Annotated in this window: 17 protein-coding genes and 2 pseudogenes; 4 read left to right on the top strand and 15 right to left on the bottom strand. The window is 51.2% G+C overall.

Translation table 11 applies throughout. The annotated features are described in order from the left end of the window. From tnpB to IEN85_RS25010, 3 genes are all read left to right on the top strand, one after another. A partial coding sequence (tnpB, locus tag IEN85_RS16405; protein ID WP_191616993.1) for an IS66 family insertion sequence element accessory protein TnpB occupies positions 1-351 on the top strand: 351 nt, incomplete at its 5' end. 45 nt (positions 352-396) lie between these two features. After that, positions 397-1,866, top strand: a complete 1,470-nt coding sequence (tnpC, locus tag IEN85_RS16400; protein WP_191616992.1) for an IS66 family transposase — start codon at positions 397-399, stop codon at positions 1,864-1,866. Positions 1,867-2,217: 351 nt separating this feature from the next. Next, positions 2,218-2,322: a hypothetical protein gene (locus IEN85_RS25010; RefSeq protein ID WP_425503173.1), complete on the top strand. Its 105-nt coding sequence runs from the start codon at positions 2,218-2,220 to the stop codon at positions 2,320-2,322. Between the two features lie 136 nt (positions 2,323-2,458). On the opposite strand, the gene IEN85_RS16390 is transcribed toward IEN85_RS25010, so the two are convergent. The 14 genes and pseudogenes from IEN85_RS16390 to IEN85_RS16325 form a co-directional block, all read right to left on the bottom strand. Further along, positions 2,459-3,790 carry an oligosaccharide flippase family protein gene (locus IEN85_RS16390; protein WP_191618186.1) on the bottom strand — a complete coding sequence of 444 codons (1,332 nt, stop codon included), beginning with the start codon at positions 3,788-3,790 and terminating at the stop codon, positions 2,459-2,461. A 50-nt stretch (positions 3,791-3,840) separates the two neighbouring features. Beyond that, on the bottom strand, positions 3,841-4,623 hold the full coding sequence (locus tag IEN85_RS16385; RefSeq protein WP_191618185.1) for a glycosyltransferase family A protein: 783 nt from the start codon (positions 4,621-4,623) through the stop codon (positions 3,841-3,843). Further along, positions 4,623-5,894, bottom strand: a complete 1,272-nt coding sequence (locus tag IEN85_RS16380) for a hypothetical protein (protein ID WP_191618184.1) — start codon at positions 5,892-5,894, stop codon at positions 4,623-4,625. Before IEN85_RS16380 ends, IEN85_RS16385 begins: the two co-directional genes overlap by 1 nt. Continuing rightward, positions 5,891-6,847, bottom strand: coding sequence for a glycosyltransferase family 2 protein (locus IEN85_RS16375; protein ID WP_191618183.1), 957 nt, complete (start codon positions 6,845-6,847; stop codon positions 5,891-5,893). The genes IEN85_RS16380 and IEN85_RS16375 overlap by 4 nt, the downstream gene beginning before the upstream one ends. A 51-nt stretch (positions 6,848-6,898) precedes the next feature. Continuing rightward, on the bottom strand, positions 6,899-7,849 hold the full coding sequence (locus tag IEN85_RS16370; protein WP_191618182.1) for a hypothetical protein: 951 nt from the start codon (positions 7,847-7,849) through the stop codon (positions 6,899-6,901). Between the two features lies 1 nt (position 7,850). After that, positions 7,851-9,002 carry a glycosyltransferase family 4 protein gene (locus tag IEN85_RS16365; protein ID WP_191618181.1) on the bottom strand — a complete coding sequence of 384 codons (1,152 nt, stop codon included), beginning with the start codon at positions 9,000-9,002 and terminating at the stop codon, positions 7,851-7,853. A 12-nt stretch (positions 9,003-9,014) separates the two neighbouring features. Beyond that, entirely contained in the window at positions 9,015-9,941 is a 927-nt protein-coding gene (locus tag IEN85_RS16360) for a hypothetical protein (RefSeq protein ID WP_191618180.1), read from the bottom strand. Positions 9,942-10,020: 79 nt separating this feature from the next. Continuing rightward, positions 10,021-10,956, bottom strand: a complete 936-nt coding sequence (locus IEN85_RS16355; RefSeq protein ID WP_191618179.1) for a glycosyltransferase family 2 protein — start codon at positions 10,954-10,956, stop codon at positions 10,021-10,023. Then, entirely contained in the window at positions 10,953-11,912 is a 960-nt protein-coding gene (locus tag IEN85_RS16350) for a glycosyltransferase family 2 protein (RefSeq protein ID WP_191618178.1), read from the bottom strand. The genes IEN85_RS16355 and IEN85_RS16350 overlap by 4 nt, the downstream gene beginning before the upstream one ends. Before the next feature lie 7 nt (positions 11,913-11,919). Then, positions 11,920-12,453 (bottom strand): annotated as a pseudogene (locus tag IEN85_RS25005) (glycosyltransferase); the annotation flags it as partial. A gap of 132 nt (positions 12,454-12,585) precedes the next feature. Beyond that, positions 12,586-12,993, bottom strand: a pseudogene (locus IEN85_RS25000) (UDP-N-acetylglucosamine--LPS N-acetylglucosamine transferase); the annotation flags it as partial. Positions 12,994-13,273: 280 nt separating this feature from the next. Then, positions 13,274-13,648 (bottom strand): four helix bundle protein, encoded by a 375-nt coding sequence (locus IEN85_RS16335; protein WP_191618177.1) that lies wholly within the window; start codon positions 13,646-13,648, stop codon positions 13,274-13,276. A 50-nt stretch (positions 13,649-13,698) separates the two neighbouring features. Next, positions 13,699-16,065 (bottom strand): exopolysaccharide transport family protein, encoded by a 2,367-nt coding sequence (locus IEN85_RS16330; protein ID WP_191618176.1) that lies wholly within the window; start codon positions 16,063-16,065, stop codon positions 13,699-13,701. A gap of 323 nt (positions 16,066-16,388) precedes the next feature. After that, entirely contained in the window at positions 16,389-17,468 is a 1,080-nt protein-coding gene (locus IEN85_RS16325) for a lipid II:glycine glycyltransferase FemX (protein WP_191618175.1), read from the bottom strand. A 2,032-nt stretch (positions 17,469-19,500) separates the two neighbouring features. Here IEN85_RS16325 and IEN85_RS16320 point away from each other — a divergent pair. Continuing rightward, positions 19,501-20,985 carry an Ig-like domain-containing protein gene (locus tag IEN85_RS16320; protein ID WP_191618174.1) on the top strand — a complete coding sequence of 495 codons (1,485 nt, stop codon included), beginning with the start codon at positions 19,501-19,503 and terminating at the stop codon, positions 20,983-20,985. Between the two features lie 612 nt (positions 20,986-21,597). On the opposite strand, the gene IEN85_RS16315 is transcribed toward IEN85_RS16320, so the two are convergent. Beyond that, positions 21,598-22,740: an IS110 family RNA-guided transposase gene (locus tag IEN85_RS16315; RefSeq protein WP_224772532.1), complete on the bottom strand. Its 1,143-nt coding sequence runs from the start codon at positions 22,738-22,740 to the stop codon at positions 21,598-21,600. Positions 22,741-22,837: the final 97 nt, after the last annotated feature.

The following is a 22,837-nucleotide window of genomic DNA, read 5'->3' as shown; positions in this document are numbered from 1 at the left end:
ATGCTGAGCTTTTCCTCCGCGGTTCGCATCTTCCTGGCGGTCGAGCCGGTGGACATGCGAAAGAGCTTCGACGGGCTCTACGCCGTCGCCGCCAACCAGCTCAAGGAAAACCCGCTGCAGGGCGGGATGTTCGTCTTCTCCAACAGGAGGCGCAACCGCCTGAAGATACTCTTCTTCGACGGCACCGGGCTTTGGGTGCTGGCCAAGCGTCTGGAGAAGGGCGGCTTCACCTGGCCCAGGCCCAGCGACGCCGCCAGCGGAAAGCTGCGGCTCAAGAGCGAGGCCTTGTCGATGCTGCTCGGCGGCATAGACCTCAAGGACGGGATGGCCAAGGCCTGGTACGAACGCTGAAGAAAATCGTTGATCCGGACCGCGTATCCTCTATCCAGATACGCGATGCCGCCGATAGAGGAAGTCCTAGCCGAGAACGCGACGCTTAAAGGCCGCGTAGCCGAGCTGGAGGCCCAGATCGCGTGGTTCCGCCGCCAGGTCTTCGCCGGAGGCAAGTCCGAGAAGGTCGACCTCAACCAACTCGACCTCCTGCTGGGCAAGCTCGAGGAAGCCAAGGCGGCCGAGCCGCCGCAGAAGGTGTCCTACGAGCGCAAGGCAAAGCCCTCGCGCAAGACTCGCGACGAGCTCTACGGCCACCTTCCGGTCCTCGAGGAGACGGTAGTCGAGCCCGATGAGGTGAAGGCGGAGCCTTCCAGCTACGAACGCATCGGCGAGGAGGAGACCTACGAGGTGAAGGTCGATCCGCCGAAGTTCTACCGCCGCCGCATCGTCCGCCCCAAGTATCGGAAAGTTGGAGACAAGTCCAAGGCGCCAGTCGTGGCCCCGGCCCCGCTTCGCGTTGTGGAAGGCCTGGCCTCGGCGGAGCTGCTCGCCTACGTCGTCGTCTCGAAGTTCCTCGACCACTTGCCGCTGTTCCGCCAATGCTCCATCTACAAGCGCCACGGCTTCGCCGTCAGCCGCCAGAACCTGGTCCGCTGGGTCGAGAAGGTCGCCGAATGGCTCAAGCCGATCTACAACCATATGCGCCTCGACCTTCTCGAGGGCGGATACGTCCAGGTGGACGAGACGCCGATAAAGTATCAGGATCCCGACTACGGGGAGAAGAGCACGAAAACCGGCTACCTTTGCGGCATGACCCGGCCGCTTGGCGACGTTTGGTACAAGTGGAGCGGCGGGCGCTGCCACGCCTCGGTCACCTCGCACCTGGAAGGCTTCGAGGGCGTGGTCCAGGCCGACATGTACGAGGCGTACCCGAAGCTGCAGAAGTCCAGCGAGGCGATCGAGCTGGCCGCTTGCTGGGCGCACGCCCGGCGCAAGTTCTTCGATGCCAAGGAGAGCTTCCCGCGCGAGTGCGGCGTCTACCTCAAGCTCGTCGCCAAGCTCTACGAGGTCGAAAGCGAGATCCGCGAGAACGGCCTCGACGCGGAAGCAGCCTTGGCCCTTCGCCTCAAGAGGTCCGCCAACGCTCACGCCCGCATCCGCCGCGTATTGGGAATCCTCAGACGTGGAGGCCTTCCGTCAAGCGGCTTGTCCAAGGCCTGCGACTACTCGCTCTCGCACTGGGGCTACCTCTCGACCTACCTGCGTCACGGCCACGTCGCGATCGACAACAACTGGATGGAGAACGCCATCCGGCCGACCGCGGTCGGCAAGAAGAACTGGCTCTTCGTAGGTCATCCCCAAGCCGGCGATCGCGCGGCGATCCTTTACTCGATCCTGATCTCCTGCCAACGCCTGGACATCCAGCCGCTTGAATATCTGCAAGACGTCCTGAGCCGGAACACCGGCATCATGCAGGAGCAAGAGCTCAGGGCTCTGACCCCGGCAAACTGGAAGAAGTCAAGACCAGCCTAAGGGGCAGATTTTGTACCGCTTACGACTTTTCGGACGTTATCGGTGGATTTTGTACCGCTTACCGATCAATCGTTTAGGAGGTGGATTTTGTACCGTTTACGCTTCGCTTGCCCGAGTCAACGAACTGGCAAATCCCGCAGTTCACTCCCGCGGCCGTAGCGAAATCGAAAAAGGAAAGCGCGGCGTAGTCGTAAACGTCGTAGCTATGAAACCTACGACGCTTATCGCTACGAACCGAGATGCTCAGTCAAGCAATACGGCAAGGCGCTTGGCGAAACGCTTACATCCGAAATTTCCAGACACCGGAAGGTCCAGCTGGAAATCATCCGTCGCAGCGACAAGTCCGAAGGCTTGAAGCTGCTGCCACTTCGCTGGGTGGTCGAGCGGACCTTCGCTTGGCTCTCGCAGCAAGGAAGATTGGTCGTGGATCGCGAGACCAAAGCCTGCACTTCGTAAGCTATGATACACTTGGCAATGATAAGGCTCATAGTCAGAAGACTCGCAAGTTAGGATCTATTGGACAGTCTCTCAGAAAGTCGAATCGAGTATTTGGGTGTTTTCTAGGTTTGGATTTATCGAGTGTTAGATTTCGTTACGGTTGTTCAGATATTGTGTCTTGCTGCTTTCGACTCACAAATTTCACCGCAATTATAACCGAAAATATTACAAGCACCAAGTAACCGACTAAGCGTGCAGAAGCCAACCCAAGTGAGCCTTGGTCTGAGTAAATTGCTGTTAAGCATATGGTAGTGCCTCCCCAGAAAAGGTTTATTAAACTCAATGTCCACATTTTGCCTTGAGCTGTAATCAAGTGTCCGATTGGTGTTTGTATTGATAGTAACGCTGCTGATGCCAAGACTACCACCATAGTTGGCCACTCGTCTCTAAAATCGGGTCCGTAAAGGGACATTGCTTGTTGGCTGAATATGCTTCCTAGGATAATAATCGGTAGTGCGATAAGACCATTGATTCTCATTGACCATCCGAGCACTTTTAAGGTGTCTTTAGTGTTACCTTCGATTCGTTCGGAGAAGATTGGGAGTAATGATTGTCCTAGGACGCTCGGTATAAATATTACTGCAGTGAACCATTGGTTGGCGGCATTGAAAGATCCTATTTCTTCGGCACCCCCAGGCGTTCTTGATATGATCGAAAAACAAATCCAGTTTACAGGTGCGGTTAGCAGTCCACTCATTACTGCTGGTATTGTGAACTTGAATATAGGCTTGCTGTTAGTGAGCAATTCCTCGTATTTGATTCTTACGCCTCGTCTTGCGAGTTCTCTGCGAATAAAAAAACTATAGAGTGCGAGTATTATTGCTTGGTTTGCTATAAGTCCAAACACAGCTCCATGTAATTTCCAGAAATACACAGAGCTTATAACAGTGAATGCACACGAAAAACCGGAGATAAAGCGAATTTTAGCAATTGTTTTAAAACTCTCGAATCCAGCAAGTGTTCCGTTTTGAACCCCTGAAATTGCAGTCAGCAGAAGCAGCACTGACGAGACCTTTAGGTACGGTTCCAATTGTGGATTCTCTAGTAGATCCGCAGCAAGAAACGGTGCTGAAAGTATAAGTGCGACACACATTACGATTCCACCTGTAGATGCGATAGTTGTTGCGATGAAGTGTACTTGAACCGTTTTATTTGGCGACGAATCTCTATACTGTGCGATGAATTTAGTTGCGGCGACGCCCATGCTGAAGCCCGCGAAAACCCCCATCATCATTATTGTGCTCTGAATGATACCAAACTCGCCAAAAGTAGACTTACCAAGTATTCGAGCTGCAATAATCGAAGTCAAAAGGTTGAATGCGCGTTCTGTAAGGGTGCCTACGAGTGTCCAAATGTTCCCTTTTGCAAATCTCTGTGCCAGAGAGGAGTTTGCGTATCTGCGTTTAAGGTCTGAAAGCTGGAGCATCGAGAAAGCTGCTTCGGGCTGGATTGTTGTGGATCATATGCGATTGTATGCTAGTCGTTTGCTTGTGTTTCTAGCACGTCGGAGTAGAAGGATTTCGGGTCTCTTATCCTTGGTTTTTGGGCTCCGCCTTTAATGATGCGACGTATGTTTCGCTCTATAATTGAAGTGATCATGGGTTTCATCGACTTGGTAATAGTGGTGCAGGATGCGTGTATGGGTGTCTTTTTGATCCACTTCTTGCGTAGGTACTTGTAGGAAGACCAGAAGTCTCTAGGGAAGGCGTGGTAGTTTGTGGAGTTATGTACGCAAAAGGCGCTGACAACGTAATTCTTGAGAGACATTGAATCAGCTGTGAGGCATAAATCACTACCGTAGAGGTGAAAACCGTGTAGATTGTTGTCAAATCTCAGTCCGCTGGATTTTCTTATTACTAAGACTACTTCATCGAGTGTTTGGACTTCTTTCGGGCTTTCGAAGGATTGTCCCATCTTATCACCAAAGGCATTGCAATACATAAACCCAGTGTGAATCCCGCTTGTGCTCACGCCCCAAACTCCCAAAACTCCCCATTTGCTGGAATTGACGTCAAGTATGGAAATTGATTTGTATAACTCTGAGCACCAATTCGGCGGCAGGTAAATGTCTTGATGTGTGAATATGATTAGGTCTGTCTTAGATTTCTCAATGGCGTCATTATATGCCTTGGATGCACTCTGGTATCCCTTCTGTACTATCACATCGGTAGCTGAGCTTATTGCCTTGGATTTGAGCAGGTTGTCGGACAGCATTTGGTTGTCGTTTGATGCTGTTACTATCGTGTATGGCTCTATCATTAGTTTGTTGTTTCTAAATTTGTATGTCCGTCCGTAAAGAAAATCGTAGTGATTGCTATTGTCATCCAAAAGAAAACTACCGCTTGTGCCATGTGTGATACGGAAATACTTGTTACAGCTTGGGCAAAGAGGCTAGCTCCTGTACACCACGCGATGTATCTGTCATGTTGTAGTAATTTTTTATTACTATTGACGTACGATTCAATGCGTTGGAAGGCTTTGTATAGAATCGTCAGCATGATTATGATTAGAGGTAGTCCACCCATTACGCCGAATGCGAGGTAGTAGTTCGTTATATCGGTATGGTTCTCTGAGAATGGCACACCGGTTGGCATCCAGTGGCGTGTATAGTCGGTCCCGAATATCCACCATTCAGATAGGTGTTCTATCGATGATTCGATTAGGCGAGCTCTATGCCACCCGGTACTGCTTCCTGTAAGGTCGATTCTTGCTATCAGGTAGTAGGCCGGTTGGCTCATCAGGAGTTCCAAAAGTATGTAAATTGCTATGAAGTAGGCTTTTACTTTATGGATGCTCGCTCTGTACTTCCATGCTGCCATGCCTATGAAAGCTGCTATTAGTGTAAGGATCGGGCCGCTCGAGGCGCTCATGAGGACAATTACTATACAAGAAATTATGCCGATGATTGCCCGAGCTTTATGCGTGTTGATGATTGCAATGAAAAATGGCAAGCAGGTGGCGCCGATGTTTCCTGCCGTGATGGGGTGTCGAAAGGGCCCTTGTGACCTAATTGTTCCGTTTCTGATTAGTACATGATCGGATTGCCCGGATATTGCTGAGAAAAAGTTTTTGTGGAGTGACTGTTCGAGGATCATTTCGATGGCTATTGGTACTAGCCATATGGAGAATACTACAAAAAGTTGCTTCAAGTCTTCGGTGTTCTGGATTGTAGCTGTGAAAACGAAAAAGATCAATAGCAGGTCTAGAGCTATACCAGCGCTGTATACAAAACCAGCTCCTTCGATGGAGCTGTGGAACAGGCTTGCGAAAAGTAGCCAGACGCAGAAGGTAATGTTTAGATAATTCTGGAGGGGTGGGGCGTTGCTTTTCTCGTTTCTGATCCTAGTGCGTGCATACAGGATTATCAGGAGAAGCCTTGCTGCTGGGAAGCTTAGTCCTGCAATTTTTATTCCTTGACCGGGGATGATGTAACAAATTGCGATGACAAAGGCTGCAATGGCTGTTTTTCTATTTCCTGATAAGATAAAGAAAGAGGCTATAGTAAGAACTAGGTAAGAATAAATATTCACAGCTTTGTGAGTGGTGGTCTGTTTTTAGGGCCTTTGATCAAGTTGTATGGTATTAGCATTAAGAATCCTAAAAGATATTTGATGCGAAGTAGTGTAATGTTGGCGGTGAGGGTTTTTATGTAGAGCTTGATGGCTTGTTTGTATAATCCATTTTCTTGCATCTCGATTGTGTGCATGCGTACATGAGTGTATAGAATCGAATTTCTTAACTTCCTGTATGCTTTTCCTCCAGGGTAGATCCCGCTTTTTTCCTGGTGGATCATTCGAAGTAGACCCGAGTAGTATGGTTTTAGGTTATTGTGTATGCCACCGTTGTGAACTCTGTATCCGTAGGTGTTTGGGGAATTGATTTTTATGAAATTTGGTTCAATCCCTAATTTGTGCCAGAGGTCTATGTCCTCGCAGATGTCTCGTCCGCTCCAAAACCTGCCTGCTCTGTCAATTGATTCCTTTTTTATCGCGGTTCCAGAGGGTGCGAACCACCAGTTTTTTGTAGAGTTTCTGTATTCAAAGTAATTTTTGAATCGTTCGGCCTGTAGTTTCTTTACCTCGTAGCTTTTGGGTTGCTTGCAGTCTTCGTGCATTACTGCTGAGGGTCCTGCAATGAAAGACGGGAAATTGAACTTCGTTATTGTATCGAAGTATGTTTGTAGGGTCCATGGGAATATGTAGTCGTCGCTATCAAGAAGCACTATGTATTTTCCTTTGGCGATTTTTAGTGCACTGTTTCTTGCTTCACATATGCCTAAGTTTTTTTGATGAAAAATGGCCTTTATGTTAGAGCTGGAATTGACGTAATTTTCTAGCAGTGTGCGAGTTTTAGTGTCTGACGAGGCGTCGTCGGTTATGATTAGTTCGTAGTCATTGTAGGTTTGGTCGCGAACTGAATTTATTGCGATATCCAGGTAGTCTGGTCGATTGTATGTAGGTATAATAATCGAGAAGAAGGGCATTTTGGGTGTCGTGCTTTGTTTGTTAGTTCGTCGCTTCAGGTTCTACGGTGCCTATTCTTGATGTTCACTTAAGGTTCTTTTAAGTCCTTCGAGGAAAAAACGTGGTCGGATTCTCTTCACACCCACATAGTGGCGTACTGGTGTTGTTTTTTTAGTCTTTCCTAGATATACTGTATAATTGTCTGGAAGGGGTTCGGCGTTCTCGAATCGAGTTGCACAGAAGGCGTAAAGTGCTTGTTCAAGATTGTTCGTTTTGTTGATGTTTTTTGTGTTTAGCTTTTCGAGAATCGTTTCTATGAATTCGAAGTGTTTATTGTCGAATCTCTTTGTTACCACTAGCCCTGAATTGAATAGCTCTAATACTCTTATGTTTGTGTATTTAGCGAATTCATCAATTGTGCATGGATAAGCGTTTCTCGTATCTTTGTTCCACGCTATGAAGCGTTCTTTGCATTTGATGGCTTTTGTTATTTCAGTCGGTTCCCTGAAGCAAAGTACATCAGAATCGAACATTAGTATCTTTTTTGCTCTTCCGAATAGATGAAAGTCGATTAGCTTTTTGCTATAGGGGTTTATTTTTCTGAAGTTGCTAATATGGGGGTATTTTGCAGATAGGAGACTGTTGAATTGTTGATCGCTATCTGATTCCGAAATGAGTTCGCTGCCTGGTAGTATCCTTTTCCACTCTTTGATGTGCTTTTCTTGGAGGCTACCATCGGAGTGTATGTACAACTTATAGTTAGGGTAGAATTTCTTAAAGCTCCATGTGGACCAGATTCCCATGTCGAGGTGTGACAGGCTGCAAAGTACGTGTATTTCGCATTCTGAATCTTCAGCACAATCAATTTGGCGTAGTGTGGGTATATCTTTGCGAAGATTAACTCTTCTTTTTTTCGATAGCATCTCCATTGGGTAGTACGGCCAATGGTCGAATATGTAAAACTTAGCACGCCCAGCTATTTTTCGTAGTTTAGACTGTTTTTTAGCTTTTTCCTGTGGCATTTTAAATTGTTTTTTTGATCAACGAAAGTTGTGAAGTTAGCTTGTTTGTAAATGCCTGCAACGAAAAGTTGCTTAATACGAATTGTCTGGCCTTTTTAGCTAGTGCCATTGATTCTTGGGGGTTTTCGATAAGCGACGAGATCACTTCGACGATTTCGTTTGGGTTTACCTCTGTTAAGTGCTTGAACATGCTTGATGGGAATATCTTGTCCCTTCCTTGCCCTTTGTACATGATGGTTGGTATGCTAAATATTGCGGCCTCCATGTATACTATACCGACGCTTTCCCAAGCACTTGGCAGGCAAAAGACTGTTGCGTCTTTATACGCTTTCTGAATCAAGTTAAGCTCATCATTCTTACGTTTGTCCAAAAAACCTAAGACGCGCACTCCTGGTTCTCTAATTTTGGGATCGCAACCGATAATTGTTAAGGTACTTTTTGTGTACCTTTGTTTTAGGGCTTTAAATGCTGTGATGAGTTGAGGTCCACCTTTTCTTGTCCAGTCTTTGCCAACAAACAATATATTTGGTTCGTCCCATTTTTTTTCAATTGGACCTGGGTCTGTTAGGTTGCATGGCGGGGGGTGGATCCAGAACTTTTCTTTGTTTAGTTTGTGGTGCTCGAAGGTAGATGCAGTCCATTCGCTGTTGGTCCAGATTAAATCGTTTGACTCTAGGAATATTCTTTCACCCTCAATCGCTCTTGCGAGGTATTTGGCACGTGAATGAGAGAATCCGTAGTTCACGGAGAATACCGGGTCGTTAGCGGCTGATTTAATTGAAAATTCTACATGTGAGCAGAATGGTGCATTGTGTTTAGGGATTCCTGCTACTCCGATCTGTAGAATTGCGTCTGCAGGTCCAATGTTGTTGTAAATAGATTCTGTTCGTTTAGTTAGTCGTTCGATATTTGAAGGTAAGTACCGCCAGTACGGATTCTTGCGTGGGCGCATGTTTGCTAGGCTGCGATTGATATCAATTAGTCCCGTTATAAAATCGAGTTTGTTATAGCGTTCGAGATTTATGCGGGATACTTCGACACTGTTTTTTTCAAGAGATTCGAATACGTGGAATGGGACTCCTGAATAGGTTGAAGCCGAATACGGGTCGCCATACGTGGCTCCAATTATTTTGCTAATTTTGTTGGATTGCATACTGTAAGAGGCTTATTTAGGTTGTTCACCCATTTGGTTCCTTAAATTGCTTGGAGATTTGGGTGTATGTATGCCCTTCTGGCAGTCGTTCGAACTGGATTGACCGGGGAGTAGGTCGCCGGCTTCATAGGCTACACCGCCGTAGGTTCCAGCTTTTTGCCATGTGTTACAGGCTATGTAGGCTGTAGCTCCTCCGCCAGGGCTGAATGAAAAATCGAACCCGAAGGCATTGTTGGTGAGCTCTATTTCTGTCGTGTCGGGGTTAATGTTGACTGAATGTCCGCCGCCGTTTATCCAGTTTGAGTCGATGGTGACATTGCTGACGGTTGGGTGTATGATTATGCACTGGGAGTTCGCATATCCGTCTAATCCAGGGGGCATTTCGAAATTGTTGTAGCGGATTTGAATATTGGAAAATCCTTCCATTATTTGTATTCCGTCAGCATGTGCCCCCTTTGCACTACCTAGGCGCTCGAAGAAGGAACTTTCGATCGTTACGTTGTTTTTGGGTTTGATGGCGTCGCCTATCTGGTCGTGTATATGGAGGTACTTGGCTGTGTAGTCTCCGCCTCTGATTGCTTCTGAGGATGCTCCAATCATTTCTACGTGTTCTATTTTGGTTCCCGTAACCCCGTCGTGTATCAGGATGTTGAAGAAGGAGCCATTTTCATGGAGGCCATCTTTGATCGTAATGTTGTTGGCGGTTACAATAAGGTTTCCGCCGGTCATTAGATATTTTTCGAAGATCATGCCTTCAGTCGTGAGATAGTAGTTGCCTGAAACTGAATTCTTCTTGAGCGTCTCATAATCGGATATTGGACCTGTGTTGTCTTCGGTTGGCTTCTCGATGACTGCACTGTATGCGGTTGGTCCGCAAAATAGTATCGACGCAATTGTTAAGATAAAGGTGTGATATATATAGTGATTTATGAGCTTCATGTTCTTCTACGTGTTTGATTGAGCGACTCGTTCTGGTTAGTGCAGAGATCTAAGCTGTGGTGATTGCGATGGGATGTTATCACGGCTTTTGCTTGAGGAGGAAATTATTTATCTTCTTCCATTTTATCAAAGTGTCTTTCTTGCCGAAGAGGTATGATAAAAGTATCCGGAGTTTTGCGGATATTGCTTGTAGTTTTATGTAGTTGTTTGCGGTTTTTCTGTCAGAATTTATGTTGAAATATTTAATAAGGGATTCTCTCTTCTTTATTTCTGAGAAATGGCTAGTTTGTTCGCTCGAGCTCCCTCCACCGTGATGGAAAATCACGCTGTCCGGACAGTATATTAGGTTTAGGCCTAATTGTTTCACTTTAAAGCATAGGTCCATGTCTTCCGCGTACATGAAAAAGCTCTTTGTGAATCCTCCCACTTTATCGAAGGTTTCTCTGCTTATCAGCATGCACGCTCCGCTTATTGCTTCAACGGAAGTTGGAGAATTGCGACTGTAGGCTTCGTGTGTTCCCCACAGTGGCCATCTTGGAAAGATTGCCCTCAGGAAGTTTGAATCAAGTGCTTGGTTCCATGGGGTCGGTAGTGATTGCACGCTGCTCGTTTGCAGAGTGCCATTTGTATTGAGTAGCTTTGCACCGATAATGCCGAAATGTTTTGAAGCTTGTGATACGTTGATCAAATGTTGAATACTGTTTTTCGTGACCTCGGTATCTGGATTTAGTAAAAGTATCAACTCTGCTCTAGCATATTGAAATCCAAGATTGTTGCACCTGCCAAAACCGATATTCTCGTGGCTTTGTATGTATTTAGCCCTAGGATGATGAATTTTAAGAGCCTCTTCGCATCCATCGAAAGATGCACCATCTACGATTATTACTTCGTAGCTGATGTCGGAACAATGCTTTTCGAGTGAGTTTAAGCAATCTACTACAAAGCTCTTAGAGTTCCAATTCACAATGATGATTGAGAGTTTTGGGCTCTCTTTGCTGTCATTGGGTAAAATCATCTTGATAGGAGACGTTTCGTTTGGTCTCTGCGGGTTTGTTGTATAAGTTTCTTTGAAATTTTACGTGGCTTACCGATTATCGTGGCTTTGGTGAAGCCTAGGAGCCATGCTATGCTTCCGATTACGATCGGGCGTTCTCGAAAAAGCCTAGATATGCACTTAACGATTTCAAAAATAGGATGGTAACCGAGAGCGTAGTCGCGTTCTCCCATTTGCCATTTACGTTTTAAGTTTCCTCCGTGGATCGAGTTCCTAGGTTTAAGGTGATCAACGATCAAGTGAGTTATTAGTCGTGTTTTGTAACCCTTCATGCGGGCTGTAGTGCACGTAATGCTATCCCAGCCTCCTTCGGGGATAGGGACTAGGCCGCCGATATCCTCAAAACACACTCTGCGAAAGAACTGAAGAGCGCCCGGTACGTCGTTTTTGTTGCGTGGTAGAACATCTTTTGAAAGCCCGATGTCTATCGCTACCCCTCCTGCGAGACCAAGCTTGAGGTCTTTTTCAAACTCGATCATCAATTTCTCGAAGTATTCTGGCTCGAAACGTAAGTCAGAGTCGAGAAGCCCTAGGAACTGATAGTCTTTGGTTTCGAGACTGTTGATGCCGAGGGTCGTGTTTTCAACTACTGCGGCAAAACTGGGAAATTCTCTTTGGGGTAGCTGGATCAGTTTAATCCAGCTGAATTCGCTTAGGTACTTTTGTATGATCTCGTTTGTACGGTCGGTAGAGCCATCGCTCACAATGACCCATTCTTGGGGGAGGATTGTCTGGGATGTGACAGATTTGAGTGTTTCCTCGATGTATTTCTCTTCGTTGCGGACAGGAGTTACCAAAACATAGCTTTTGCTATGTTTTGGATCCGTCTTCGTTTCACTACGCCGCGACGAGTCAGTGATCGGGGCCGAGCTTTGCTCGGATGACCTATGGCTAATGGCTGATTTCTTATCGCTCATGGCTTGGCTAGTCAGCGTTGATTAACGTATTCAATTGAGACGTTAGTTTTTTGGCTGCATAAGCGTTGATTGGGGCTTTCGCTGGTAGTCCTACCAGGGATGGCTGATTGCTGGCACAGCCAGATCTTGGATCGGTAATCGGTAATCGGGGATCGTGAGGTTGTAGGGATTCTAGAATTCGGAGGAGCTCTTTTTCGTCTGGGGCGACGTTGATTTTGTTGAGCTCCTTCAGGTGTTTAGCGGTGGCGAGTTGGTGCTCGTTGCGGTGTTCGCCTTTGGCCGCGATGCGTGGCATGACTAGAAGCGGTTTCTGGAAAGATAGGGAAGAGAGGATGGTTCCCATGCCGGCGTGGGACACGATCAAGTCGGACTGCTGGAAGCGCTGTTTGAACTCGGGTGGTTCTATAAAGTGGGTGTAGGGAATGTTCTGTGGGCGATAGGAAGTTTCGCCGATTTGGGCGAAGATCTCGAACTCCGGGTGGGCGGGTGCCCAGTCGTCGAGGGTGCGGACGAGACGGTCGAAAGGCAAATCGGTCCCCACCGTCACAAATATATTTAGTCGATCTTTGTGACGGTTGGGAATGGCTGATGGCTGATGGCTAATGGCTGATGGGCCGGCTGCGCCGGATGGTTGAATCGGGCCACTGGGGACAGTGGCCCCTACCTCGTCACCTAAGACATTGCCGTAGAAGTGTGGTCCTTCGGGGCGAGCCAAGTGTTTCCACTGTGTGATCCAGTGGTCGACGTGGTGGCCGACTTTCTTGCCGGAGAGGGAAAGCTCCTCGGCGTTGGCGATGCTGTCTACCCAGATGGTTTTCTTGCCCAGCATTTTGCCGAGGCGGATGGCAAAATAACCTGGAGCAGCCCCGGTTGATATAACGACGTCGGGCTTTTCTTTTACTAGCAATAGAAAGATCTTAAAGGCGGCTTTGATCAGCTTTATCTTTTCCCAGCGGTTGCAATCAGGAACTACGCGGAATTCTGCGCCATCCGCTTCTACTTCGCCACGGTAGGTCTCACGGGTGGTCGCATATATCAAGCGGGTCCCCTCGAACGCAGGGTGGAGACGACGCAGCTGGATCCAGTGGCCGCCAGCGGAAGCGATGGCCAAAACCGTCTTAGCGGTTTTGGATGGCTTATGGCTTATGGCTGATGGCTGAACGGAGCTTTGCTCCGATGGCGGGTTGCTCATCGCTGGTGACTCATTGTCAACTGGACTGGAAGGTGGTTTAGGCACTGGTTTTTCAGAATGGCTGATGACTTATCGCTGATGGCTAATTGTCGGTTGCTTCTGGAGTTTGGCTAGTAGTTGATGGGCTGGCTTCGCCAGATGGCTGATGGCTTATGAATAATGAGCTGATCTATCTTTGTTGCTTGTTTTGTAGGTAGCGCATCAAACCTGCTATTTGAGCTGAAAGGTCCTTTAAGGATTCGTTCAGCTCTGTTTGCTCTGGCTCAGTTATGTAATTTATGTCGAGTGCAATGTAGAGTTGTGCACGTACCTCTCCCGCTGAACCTTTTGCTATGCTAAGGAAATTGATGAATTCCTTATCTGACTTACGCTCAAAGCCTTCGGCTATGTTCGAAACGATCGATACGGATGCTCGTTGAATCTGGTCTTTTAAGCCGCGATCTCGTGCGAACTCTCCTGTCCTTGTCTTCGAATAAATCGATGCCGCCAGTTTTCTAGCGAGTTGCCAGATGGGTAGATCCTCAAAAGTTTCGTAGTGAGCCATAGATATATAAATTAGCGATTAGTCATCAGCCATTAGTCATCAGGATTTCCTCAGGCTTGGCTGAGCAAATCCTGCTCGAGCTTGCGAGGGACGTGGCTTTTGGTTTTATTGAGGATGCCGCCGAGGTGGGCTTTGGAGTCGGCCAGCAGTTCGAGTGCCTGATTGGCCACGTCTCTATTGGTTTCTTCGGATTCCATGACCATCAGTACCACGTCCATGAAGGAGGCGAGGCGTGGGGTGCTGCTAATGGGGGTCACGGGTGGCATGTCGAAAATGATATAGTCGAAGTCGCTGGCCCGTAGCTTGGGCATGATTTTATTGAAGCGCTGCGGCATGATGCGGGGCAGCTTGGTACCGTTGGTGCCTTCCGCGACCACGTAGAGATTGTTCTCCATCTTGGCGTCGTTCTCGGTCGCCTGATCGAGTACCTGGTCGAGGTTGAGGATGTTCTTGCCGTTGTAGAATTGCTGGGCGGTCTCGTGGCCAAGGGTCATGTCGACGAGGAGCACGTTGCCTTCGCCGATCTTGGAAAGGCTGCCGGCGAGTCCGGAGGCGATAGTGGTGACGCCGGACTCCTGGCCGAGCCCGGTCATGGCGATGAGCTTGGGCTTATGGGTCAGGTTCTTGCTCTCGAAGTAGGTGATGACCTTGTCGCGCAGGGCGTCGAAATGGCCGTTGAGGGCATGGCGGTCGTCCCAGGGAGCGATCTCGCGGGACGCGGACTTGTCTCCATCGCCGTATTCTTCGGGGCGGGCCAACGCGGCCGCCTTGAGAGTAGGGGACTTTGGTTGGTACTTGTCCTTGCTCTTGCCCGATGCCAGTTGCTTGACCTTGCCAGCTTGCTGCAGGGCCAGTCGGTTGGCCTTGGCAGTGGTCTTGCGGAAGCGCTTGTCCTCGAGATCGGGCAGGCTCATGAAGAGGGGAATACCGAGGTTGCGCTGGATTTCGGTGGGGCGCTTGATGGAGCGGTCGAGCAGGAGGTCGACCAGAAGCGCCCACGCTAGACCGATGATGCCGATGCCACCAGCCACGCCAGCGGTGAGTTGCAGCTTTTTCTTATTCTCCACCTGTCCAACAGAAGGTGCTTGGATGATGCTAATGTTATTGGTTTTACTAGCGCGTAGGTCTTCTTCTAACCGCGTACTTTCTAGGCTAACCACTAGGTTCTTGTAGTTGGTTTCTTCCAGCTCGCGTCGCCGTTCCAGCTCGTTGATCTCGGCTTCTACGGCGTCGATGCGTTTTGCTTCCTCGCGCAGTTCGGCGAGTTGGGATTTTAGCGTGTTAGATCGTGATGTCAGGGCCCGGATTCGGATGGATTGAGCACGAGCTTCCAGCTCGGGGTTTAGACCGGTTTTTGATTTAGTGTCTGCAGTGATGGCGGTGGCCCGAATGCCGGGATGTTCGGCCACGAGGTCGTCCATTTTCTTTTGAGCGTCGGTGATCTTGGCTTGGATGGCTTTCACACGGGTGTTCTCGGGAGTGAACTGTAGCAAGAGGGCTTGTTCGCGTGAGCGCATGATATCCATGGAGGAGCGTAGGTTTTCGAAGTCTTCGATGGCCTTGGCTAGGACCGCAATTTCCGCATCGCTTTGCTGGGTCTCTTCCTCGCTCGCGGCTTCTTTTTTGGCTGCTGCGATAGGAGCTTGTAGCTGCTGGAAGGACTCGAGGGCAGACTGGTATTCAGCCAATTCTGCATCGGTCTCGAAAACGGCTTGGCGGATGCGGGCGATTTCTTGGCTGAGGGTGATTTTGGCGTCGGTAACGTTGATAACACCGGCCTTTTGACGCGCACGTTGTAGTTCGGCTTCGGTTTGAGCAAGGCGGGTTTTGAGTTGGTCGGTTTGTTGCAGCAGGAAGGTATTGAAGGCCTCGCTGGAGCGGTGGGTTTCCACGTGTTTGTCCAGGTAGTCGTCGATGGTGGTCTGTAGGACTTTGCGGGCGACTTCTTGGTCGTTGTGGGAATAGCTGAGCTGGATGACGGAGCTGTCGCGGCCCATAACCCCGATGCTCATGTTCTTTGCAATGCTGTTGGCGGCCGCTACTTTCAGATCGTTGGGCGTGCCTTGCCCTTTGTCCTCCAAAATGGTCTGAGGACCGATTTTTTCAGCTACAGTCAGGGCGATATCGGAACTGCGCAGGATTTCCAGTTCGGCGTTCATGACGCGATCGCCGCGGCCGCCCGGGCTCACGGTATTGGAATTATCGAGGGAGACGAAGTCCTGGCTTTCGGTTACGTAGCGTACCAGTAGTTTGGCGTTGGATACGTAGGGCAGGGGCATGAGCTTGAAGACAGCGGCTCCGGCGATGACGCCGAGTACGGCGAAGAAGATGATCTTCTTAAGGTGGCGGAAGAGCGTGTAGATGATGTCGCCGGGAGTGATAGATAGGCCGGAAGATTGCTGTTGTGGAGTGCTCATGGTGCTGACTGGGTCAGATCGCGGATCGGTAATCGGTGATCGGTGATCTTAGGAACTAAAGTTGTTGATTATGAAATTTGCTGAGTGTCTTAACCGCCGAGATCGCTGAGGGCGCGGAGAGTTGGATTCGGTTGTTTGTGAACTGGTCTGTTTTTAACCACGGATGGACGCAGATGGACTCGGATGTTGGTGAGGCTGATGGCTGATGGCGGATTACTGAGGGTTGATACGTGGTGGGACCATCTTGGTCGCGTTGTTGATTTCTGTTTTTGATTAGCGATTAGTGATTAGCGATTTACCGGTAATTGAGAGCGTAGCGACCGCTACGCGATATGCCGGTAGAGGATCTTGCCGGCGAGGCGGGTGAGGAAGATGGGCAGTCTGGAAAAGACTTTGTTGTGCCAGCCGTAGACGTCGTCGGACATCTTCATGATCTTGTCGTTTTTCAGGTCGTAGCGGTGGTAGTAGGTGATGCGTTCTTCGGGCCCATAGGTGTTCTTGTACTTGCGCAGGCTGGCGTTATCGAGGGAGTTGCGGCCGAGGTCCATGGCATGGAAGCCTTTGTTTGCATAATGTTTCATGGCTGCCCACATGACGGAGTTGTTGCAGCGGGAAGACTGGTAGTCGGGGTCGGAGGCGCCGTACTTGTAGTGCACCAGCCTGCCTTGCTCGAGGTAGATGCTGGCGGCGGCGAGCTGGTCGTCGACGTAGGCCGAGATGATGGTGCCTTTGCCGGGCTGTATGAGCTGGCTGAGGATGTTCTGGAAGAAGCTAAAGGGTTGCGGGGGGAGACCGTGGCGCTTGCGGGTGATGCACTGCAGGCGATAAAAACCTTTGAGGGCTGCGAGGGTGTCGGAGTGCTCGATGCGCACGCCTGACTTCTCGGCCTTGCGCACGGCCCGGCGGGTGGAGGAGGCGAAGCGCTCGAAGACGGCATCGGGACCTCCGGTGAGGTCGACTACGTGGTTGTAGAAGCTGAGCGAGGGCTCGCTGATATCGAGTTTGCGGATGTCGCCGCGCAGCTCGATGTAGTCCCAGCCCTGGGCTCGGCCTTCCGCCTTGAAGGCTTCGTAAAGTTGGGGAATGAGGGACTCGTCGGTGGCGTAGGCCCGGCAGATGTCGAAGAAGGGCATCGATACCGCTCGGGTACCGGTAAAGGGCGAACGAACGACGAGGTAGGGTAGGACGGCCTGGATCTTTTGCGCGGCGCGCAGGGCGAGGAGCTGCGGCTCGTAGCCGTAGGTCTTTTGCAACAGCTGGGTCCATTCCACGCAGAGGAAGCGGGAGGCTTCGTCCACCGCATGGATCGCTTCCTCCCAAAGGGCAGTGTCTGCCGGGCGGATCACGCGGCAGTCGGCGCTGGCTCCCTCGAGGGGACGAGAGCTGGGGCTGTCGGCACTCATGCGCGGGGCGCTGGCAGCGAGGCTGCTCGTAATGACTGATGGCTGATGGCTAATGGCGGATGGCCGACAGGATCGGATGACTGGTGGCTTATGGCTGATGGCTGATGGTGGGGAGCCAGCGGAGCTGGATTGAAGATTAAAGATGGAAGATTGAAGATTGGGAGTGGCACGGGAGTTGGTGGTGGGGCCGAGGGCGGATGGATAATGGCTGATCTTTTTAACCGCAGAGGACGCGGAGGTCGCTAAGGTTTTCTTGAGATTACTGATTTTGGATTACTGATTACTGATTGAGCGGAGCGAGTTGATGAACGATTACAGATCCATGATTCGAGATCCGCATCCAGCGGAGGCGGCTTTATAGGCTTTTTTACGGTGGCGTTGAGTGAAACTTGAGGGCTTCAGCTCAGATAGCTGTGTTACGTTTGCAGTCAGGTGTCGGATCAAAGGGAATTTGGTCTTCCTCAGGGATTCTTGGCAACCCGGAACGTAAAAACCTGCGCCCTGTGAGAGAAAACCTGATGCTCGCCGCAGGCGAGCGGCAGGATGGGGTGTTAACCGCGGAGGACGCAGAGGACGCGGAGGTGGATTGTTGATGGCTAATGGCTAATGGCTAATGGCTGATTGCTGTTTACGGATAAGGTGGCGGGACCACGTGTCTCGGCGTAGCCGTCAGAGGCGAAGACGGATCCAGGTCGCGTGAGATGTCTTTTTGTTTTAACCACCGATAGCACTGATTGGCACCGATGATCGGCTTGTGTGGTTGGGAGCCATTTAAACTGTGACCTGTATTGGCTAGGGTAGGGCTGTCTGGCCCAGACAGCCGCGTTGCAGGATCATTTCTCCGCGGCGGACTGGGCCAGTCCGCCCTACCAGGACAGTGTTCTAATCTACACCAGATTTACTCAGACCTTGGGTTTTGATTAGTGATTAGTGATCGAGCGAAGCGAGGGACTGGTCTGTTTTTTTAACCGCGGAGGACGCGGAGGGCGCGGAGGGATCCTTTTGAGATTATTGATTGATAGTGGCGGGACCTTCCAGGTCGCGTGTTTTGGTAGATGCGGAAGCTGGAAGCTTCCCCCACTTTGGTTAACGTGGCGGGACCACGTGTCTCGGAGTAGCCGTCGTAGGCGAAGACGGATCCAGGTCGCGTGAGATGTATTTTTGTTTTAACCACCGATAGCACTGATTGGCACCGATGATCGGGTTGTGTGGTTGGGAGCCATTTAAACTGTGACCTGTATTGGCGAGGGTAGGGCTGTCTGGCCCAGACAGCCGCATTGCAGGATCATTTCTCCGCGGCGGACTGGGCCAGTCCGCCCTACCAGGACAGTGTTCTAATCGTACACCAGATGGACTCAGATGGGATCTGGTTGGGAGCGCGTCTGATGACGCTGTGTTGTTTGCTTAACCGCGGAGGACGCGGAGGGATCCTTTTGAGATTATTGATTGATAGTGGCGGGACCTTCCAGGTCGCGTGCTTGGGTAGATGCGGAAGCTGGAAGCTTCCCCCACTTTGGTTAACGTGGCGGGACCACGTGTCTCGGCGTAGCCGTCGTAGGCGAAGACGGATCCAGGTCGCGTTGTTGGGGAGATTCGGGAGCAGGATGTGTCTGCGCTTCGCTTCGTGTCGTCGCATTGTTCGGTAGCCCCAGTTTTTTGTTAATCGTGGCGCAAGGCCACTTCCCACATTTGAGATTACGGATTGCTGATCACTGATCCGCGATCGAGCGGTAGCTCCTGCAGCGCGGACGACGTGGCAGTCGTCCCTCCAGATTCGTGATTGAGCGATCGCTCGTCCCTCCCTTGGGGGATCGCCTTCGCTGCATGGGTAGAGGCTACACTGGGGGCTTGGGAAAGGGGAGCGGTTTTTACAAATTTTGACCTTTATTCGCTGTGTGAAGTAAGTCCGCAGGAGTGGCTGCGGAGAGTGCCTAATCGGCTTGCGTAGTGATTGCTCAAGGCCTGCGTGCGGTTCCTCAATTTGGGGCGTGCCTCTTCAGGACCTACTAGGGAAGGCGAACTGTGGGGCATCATGCCGAGCCCACGTCACGCCACGTACCATGGCACCAGCCCAAAGCCTTCTCGCCGACGTTTCCTGTGGAAGCGGGCCCTTGCTGCATGCGTCTTCTCTTGGGGAATGGCGAGCATGGAGGCGGGGCAGCTTTCGCTGACTTGGCAGGACAATTCGGACAATGAGGATGGCTTCGAGATAGAGCGCTCGCTCATGGGGCAGAGTTTCGGTTTGCTGGCCACGGTGGAGGCGGACGCGGAGTCTTTTGTGGACGCTTCGATCATTCCTGGCCGCGAGTACGAGTATCGGGTACGGGCTTTTAACGCCTTCGGCTACTCGGGCTATACCAATGTTTCGGTGGGCATGATGCCGAATTCGGCTCCGGTGGTGGGGGCGATTGAAGATGTTTCTCTGCTTCAAGGCGAGCAGGTGCCGGAGATCGCTTTTTCCTTTTCGGATAACGAGTCGCCGGTCGGAGAGCTAGTGGTAGAGGCCTTGTCGTCCAATTTGGCTTTGCTTCCCCTCACCGGTTTGTCGGTGGAGATGGGAGAGGGAGTGGGCACCGTTTCCCTGGCTCCTAACGCTGCGGCCACCGGTACAGCGAGCATCACCTTGCTCATCAGCGACGGAGTGGAAGTGGCCCAGCGCTCGTTTTCGCTCGAGGTGCTGCCGAACGCTGCCCCAACCATCGGCAGCTTGCAGGAGGTGAACGTGTTCGACGGCAAGACCGTAGGGCCGATCGCTTTCTCGATCGCGGATAGGGAGTACGATGCCTCCCTGCTGACGGTTACCGGCAAATCCATGAATGAGAGCTTGATCGCCTCGGAGAGCATTTCTTTTACGGGCACGGGTTCCAGCCGGAAGGTAAGTTTTGCCACCCTAGCAGGCGCTTCCGGATCGACCACCCTACGTTTGACGGTGAGCGATGGCGTGAACAGCACCACCGCCGCCTTGCGGGTCAACGTTACCAAGAATTCAGCCCCAGTGATCTCTGGACTGGAGAGCAGCTATACCATCGATGGGGATGGGGAGCTGAGTGGCTTGGCTTTCACTGTAACTGACGCGGAAACCTCCGGCAGCTCGCTGCAGGTGTCGGTTCGCTCCTCCAATTCGCTGCTTGTCTCCCAGCACGGCTTGAAGCTGACGGGCAGTGGAAATCAACGGGCCCTGAGCGCGACGCCTCTGCCGGGGATGACGGGAACGGTGGTGATCACTGTTGCGGTGAGCGACGGCGTGCACACTACCGAGGAATCTTTCAACCTGCGGGTGCTCGCTCCGGAGCAAATCGTCAAGGTTCTGGACTTCACAATCGAGAATCGCCTTGCGGTCATCGAGGTGGAGAACCGCAGCGGGGCGACCTTCTCGCTCTGGAAGATCCATTCCTTGGATGGCGCTTGGGAAAAGGTGGAAGCTGTCGAAACGGTAGCAGGCGAAACCTCGACCACTCTGATCGATCCGACGCCTATCGACTCGCCCGTCTGCTACCGCGTGATCGCCAGCGAGTAAGCGTTCTCGCAGAGGGGCTTTTTTGAGATCGCTGATTGCGGTTAAGGTGGCGGGACCACGTGTCTCGGCGTAGCCGTCGTAGGCGAAGACGGATCCAGGTCGCGTGGGATGTGATTTTGCTTTAACCACCGATAGCACTGATTGGCACCGATGATCGGGTTGTGTGCTTGGGAGGGCGTTTGACCGGGTGGTAAATTTTGAACCGCGGAGGACGCAGAGGACGCGGAGGTGGATTGTTGATGGCTAATTGCTAATTGCTGATTGCTGATAAAGTGGCGGGACCACGTGTCTCGGCGTAGCCGTCGCAGGCGAAGACGGATCCAGGTCGCGTGAGATGTCTTTTTGTTTTACCACCGATAGCACTGATTGGCACCGATGATCGCTCAACTGGACGGGTGCCATTAAAACTGTTTCCTGTGTTCAAGAGGGTAGGGCTGTCTGGCCCAGACAGCCGCGTTGCAGGACCATTTCTCCGCGGCGGACTGGGCCAGTCCGCCCTACCAAGACAGTTTTTCAACCGCACACCAGATGGACTCAGATGGGATCTGGTTGGGAGCGCGTCTGATGGCGCTGTGTTGTTTGCTTAACCGCGAAGTTCGCAGAGCAACTGTGTCACTGAGCAAGCTGTAAGTTAAGTTTTTTGAACAGGCTTTGTATGTGTATGAGCATCTTCCTCATTCCAGCGACGATGGCGCACTTGTACGGCTTGCCCTTGTCCCTGAGCTTCTGGACGTAAGGTCTTATCACTTCGTTGTGCACCGCAGCAGTTTTGGTCGCCATGTAGAGGCACCGTCTGACTTTGGCTCTACCCTCTTGGATGCGTCTTTTCTTCTTGGTCTTTCCGCTGTCGTCGTTGAAGGGGGCGATTCCAGCCAAGGCGACGATCTGGTTCCTGTTGAGGGACTCGATCTCGCTGAGGTGCGCGAGCAGGGTCCAAGCCGTGACTTCGCCCACGCCGCAGACCGAGAGGGCGATGCCTTGCTGGGAGCGCATCTTCGCGTCGCTTTGGACGAGCTCCCTGATGTCCTCTTCGATCGTCTCAAGCTCGTTCTGCACGATCGCGATCATGCGCTCGATGGATGGGTGGATGAGAGGATCGCTGTTTTGCCGCCGGTTTTTCTCGCGGCTTAGCTGTTCGCTCAGATGGCTTCTGCGGTCGAGCAGGGCGGCGAGCTGCTGGCGTTTTTCGCAGGGAGGCGTTTGGGGTCGTATGTTCTTCTCTTTCGCGAAGTTGCGAATCATGCGCGCGTCGATGGGGTCGGTCTTTGCCTTGACCCCCTCGCTCTTGGCGTAGTGTCGCACTCGAGCCGGGTTGACCCTGGCGAAGGGGAGGCCCTTGGCGAGGAGTTGCTGCATGAGGATTCGCTCGTATCCGCCGGTCGCCTCGAAGACGGCCAAGGGCGTCTTGAAGGTGGCGATGTGGTCGGTCAGCTCGCTAAGGGCGTCTGCTTTGTTGGATACGCTGAAACTTCGCTTGTCGCTGAGCGCTTCAAGTGTATCTTTCGATATGTCGATTGCGATAATGTCGTATTCGGTGGGATTCATGGCTTGTATCTGTCTTGTAGAGGTGAGCTCGCGTCTTTGATGACGGGCTCTTTCAACTGTTTGATATCCAAGCCAGGTCGCTTCGAGGGATCGCTGCTCAGCGCTGAGCTCGCTCAATGAGGGCTCCGGACGCAGATTGATCTCACTCGAAACGCGTTCGGACCGGTGGCCGCCGGTTCGAACGATCCTGGCATCCTCTGAAAATGCCATTTGCAGAGGGCTTTTCGAGCCCTTCCTCCGACGAGTTATGGACTCATTCTCGGAAGGGCTCAAAAAGCTGGAAATCAATGGTGGGGAACCTACAAGG

The sequence above is a fragment of the Pelagicoccus enzymogenes genome (genome assembly GCF_014803405.1).
GTDB classification, from domain to species: domain Bacteria; phylum Verrucomicrobiota; class Verrucomicrobiia; order Opitutales; family Opitutaceae; genus Pelagicoccus; species Pelagicoccus enzymogenes.
Note: the sequence above shows the minus strand (reverse complement) of the source record. Positions and strands in the feature narration are given on the sequence as shown.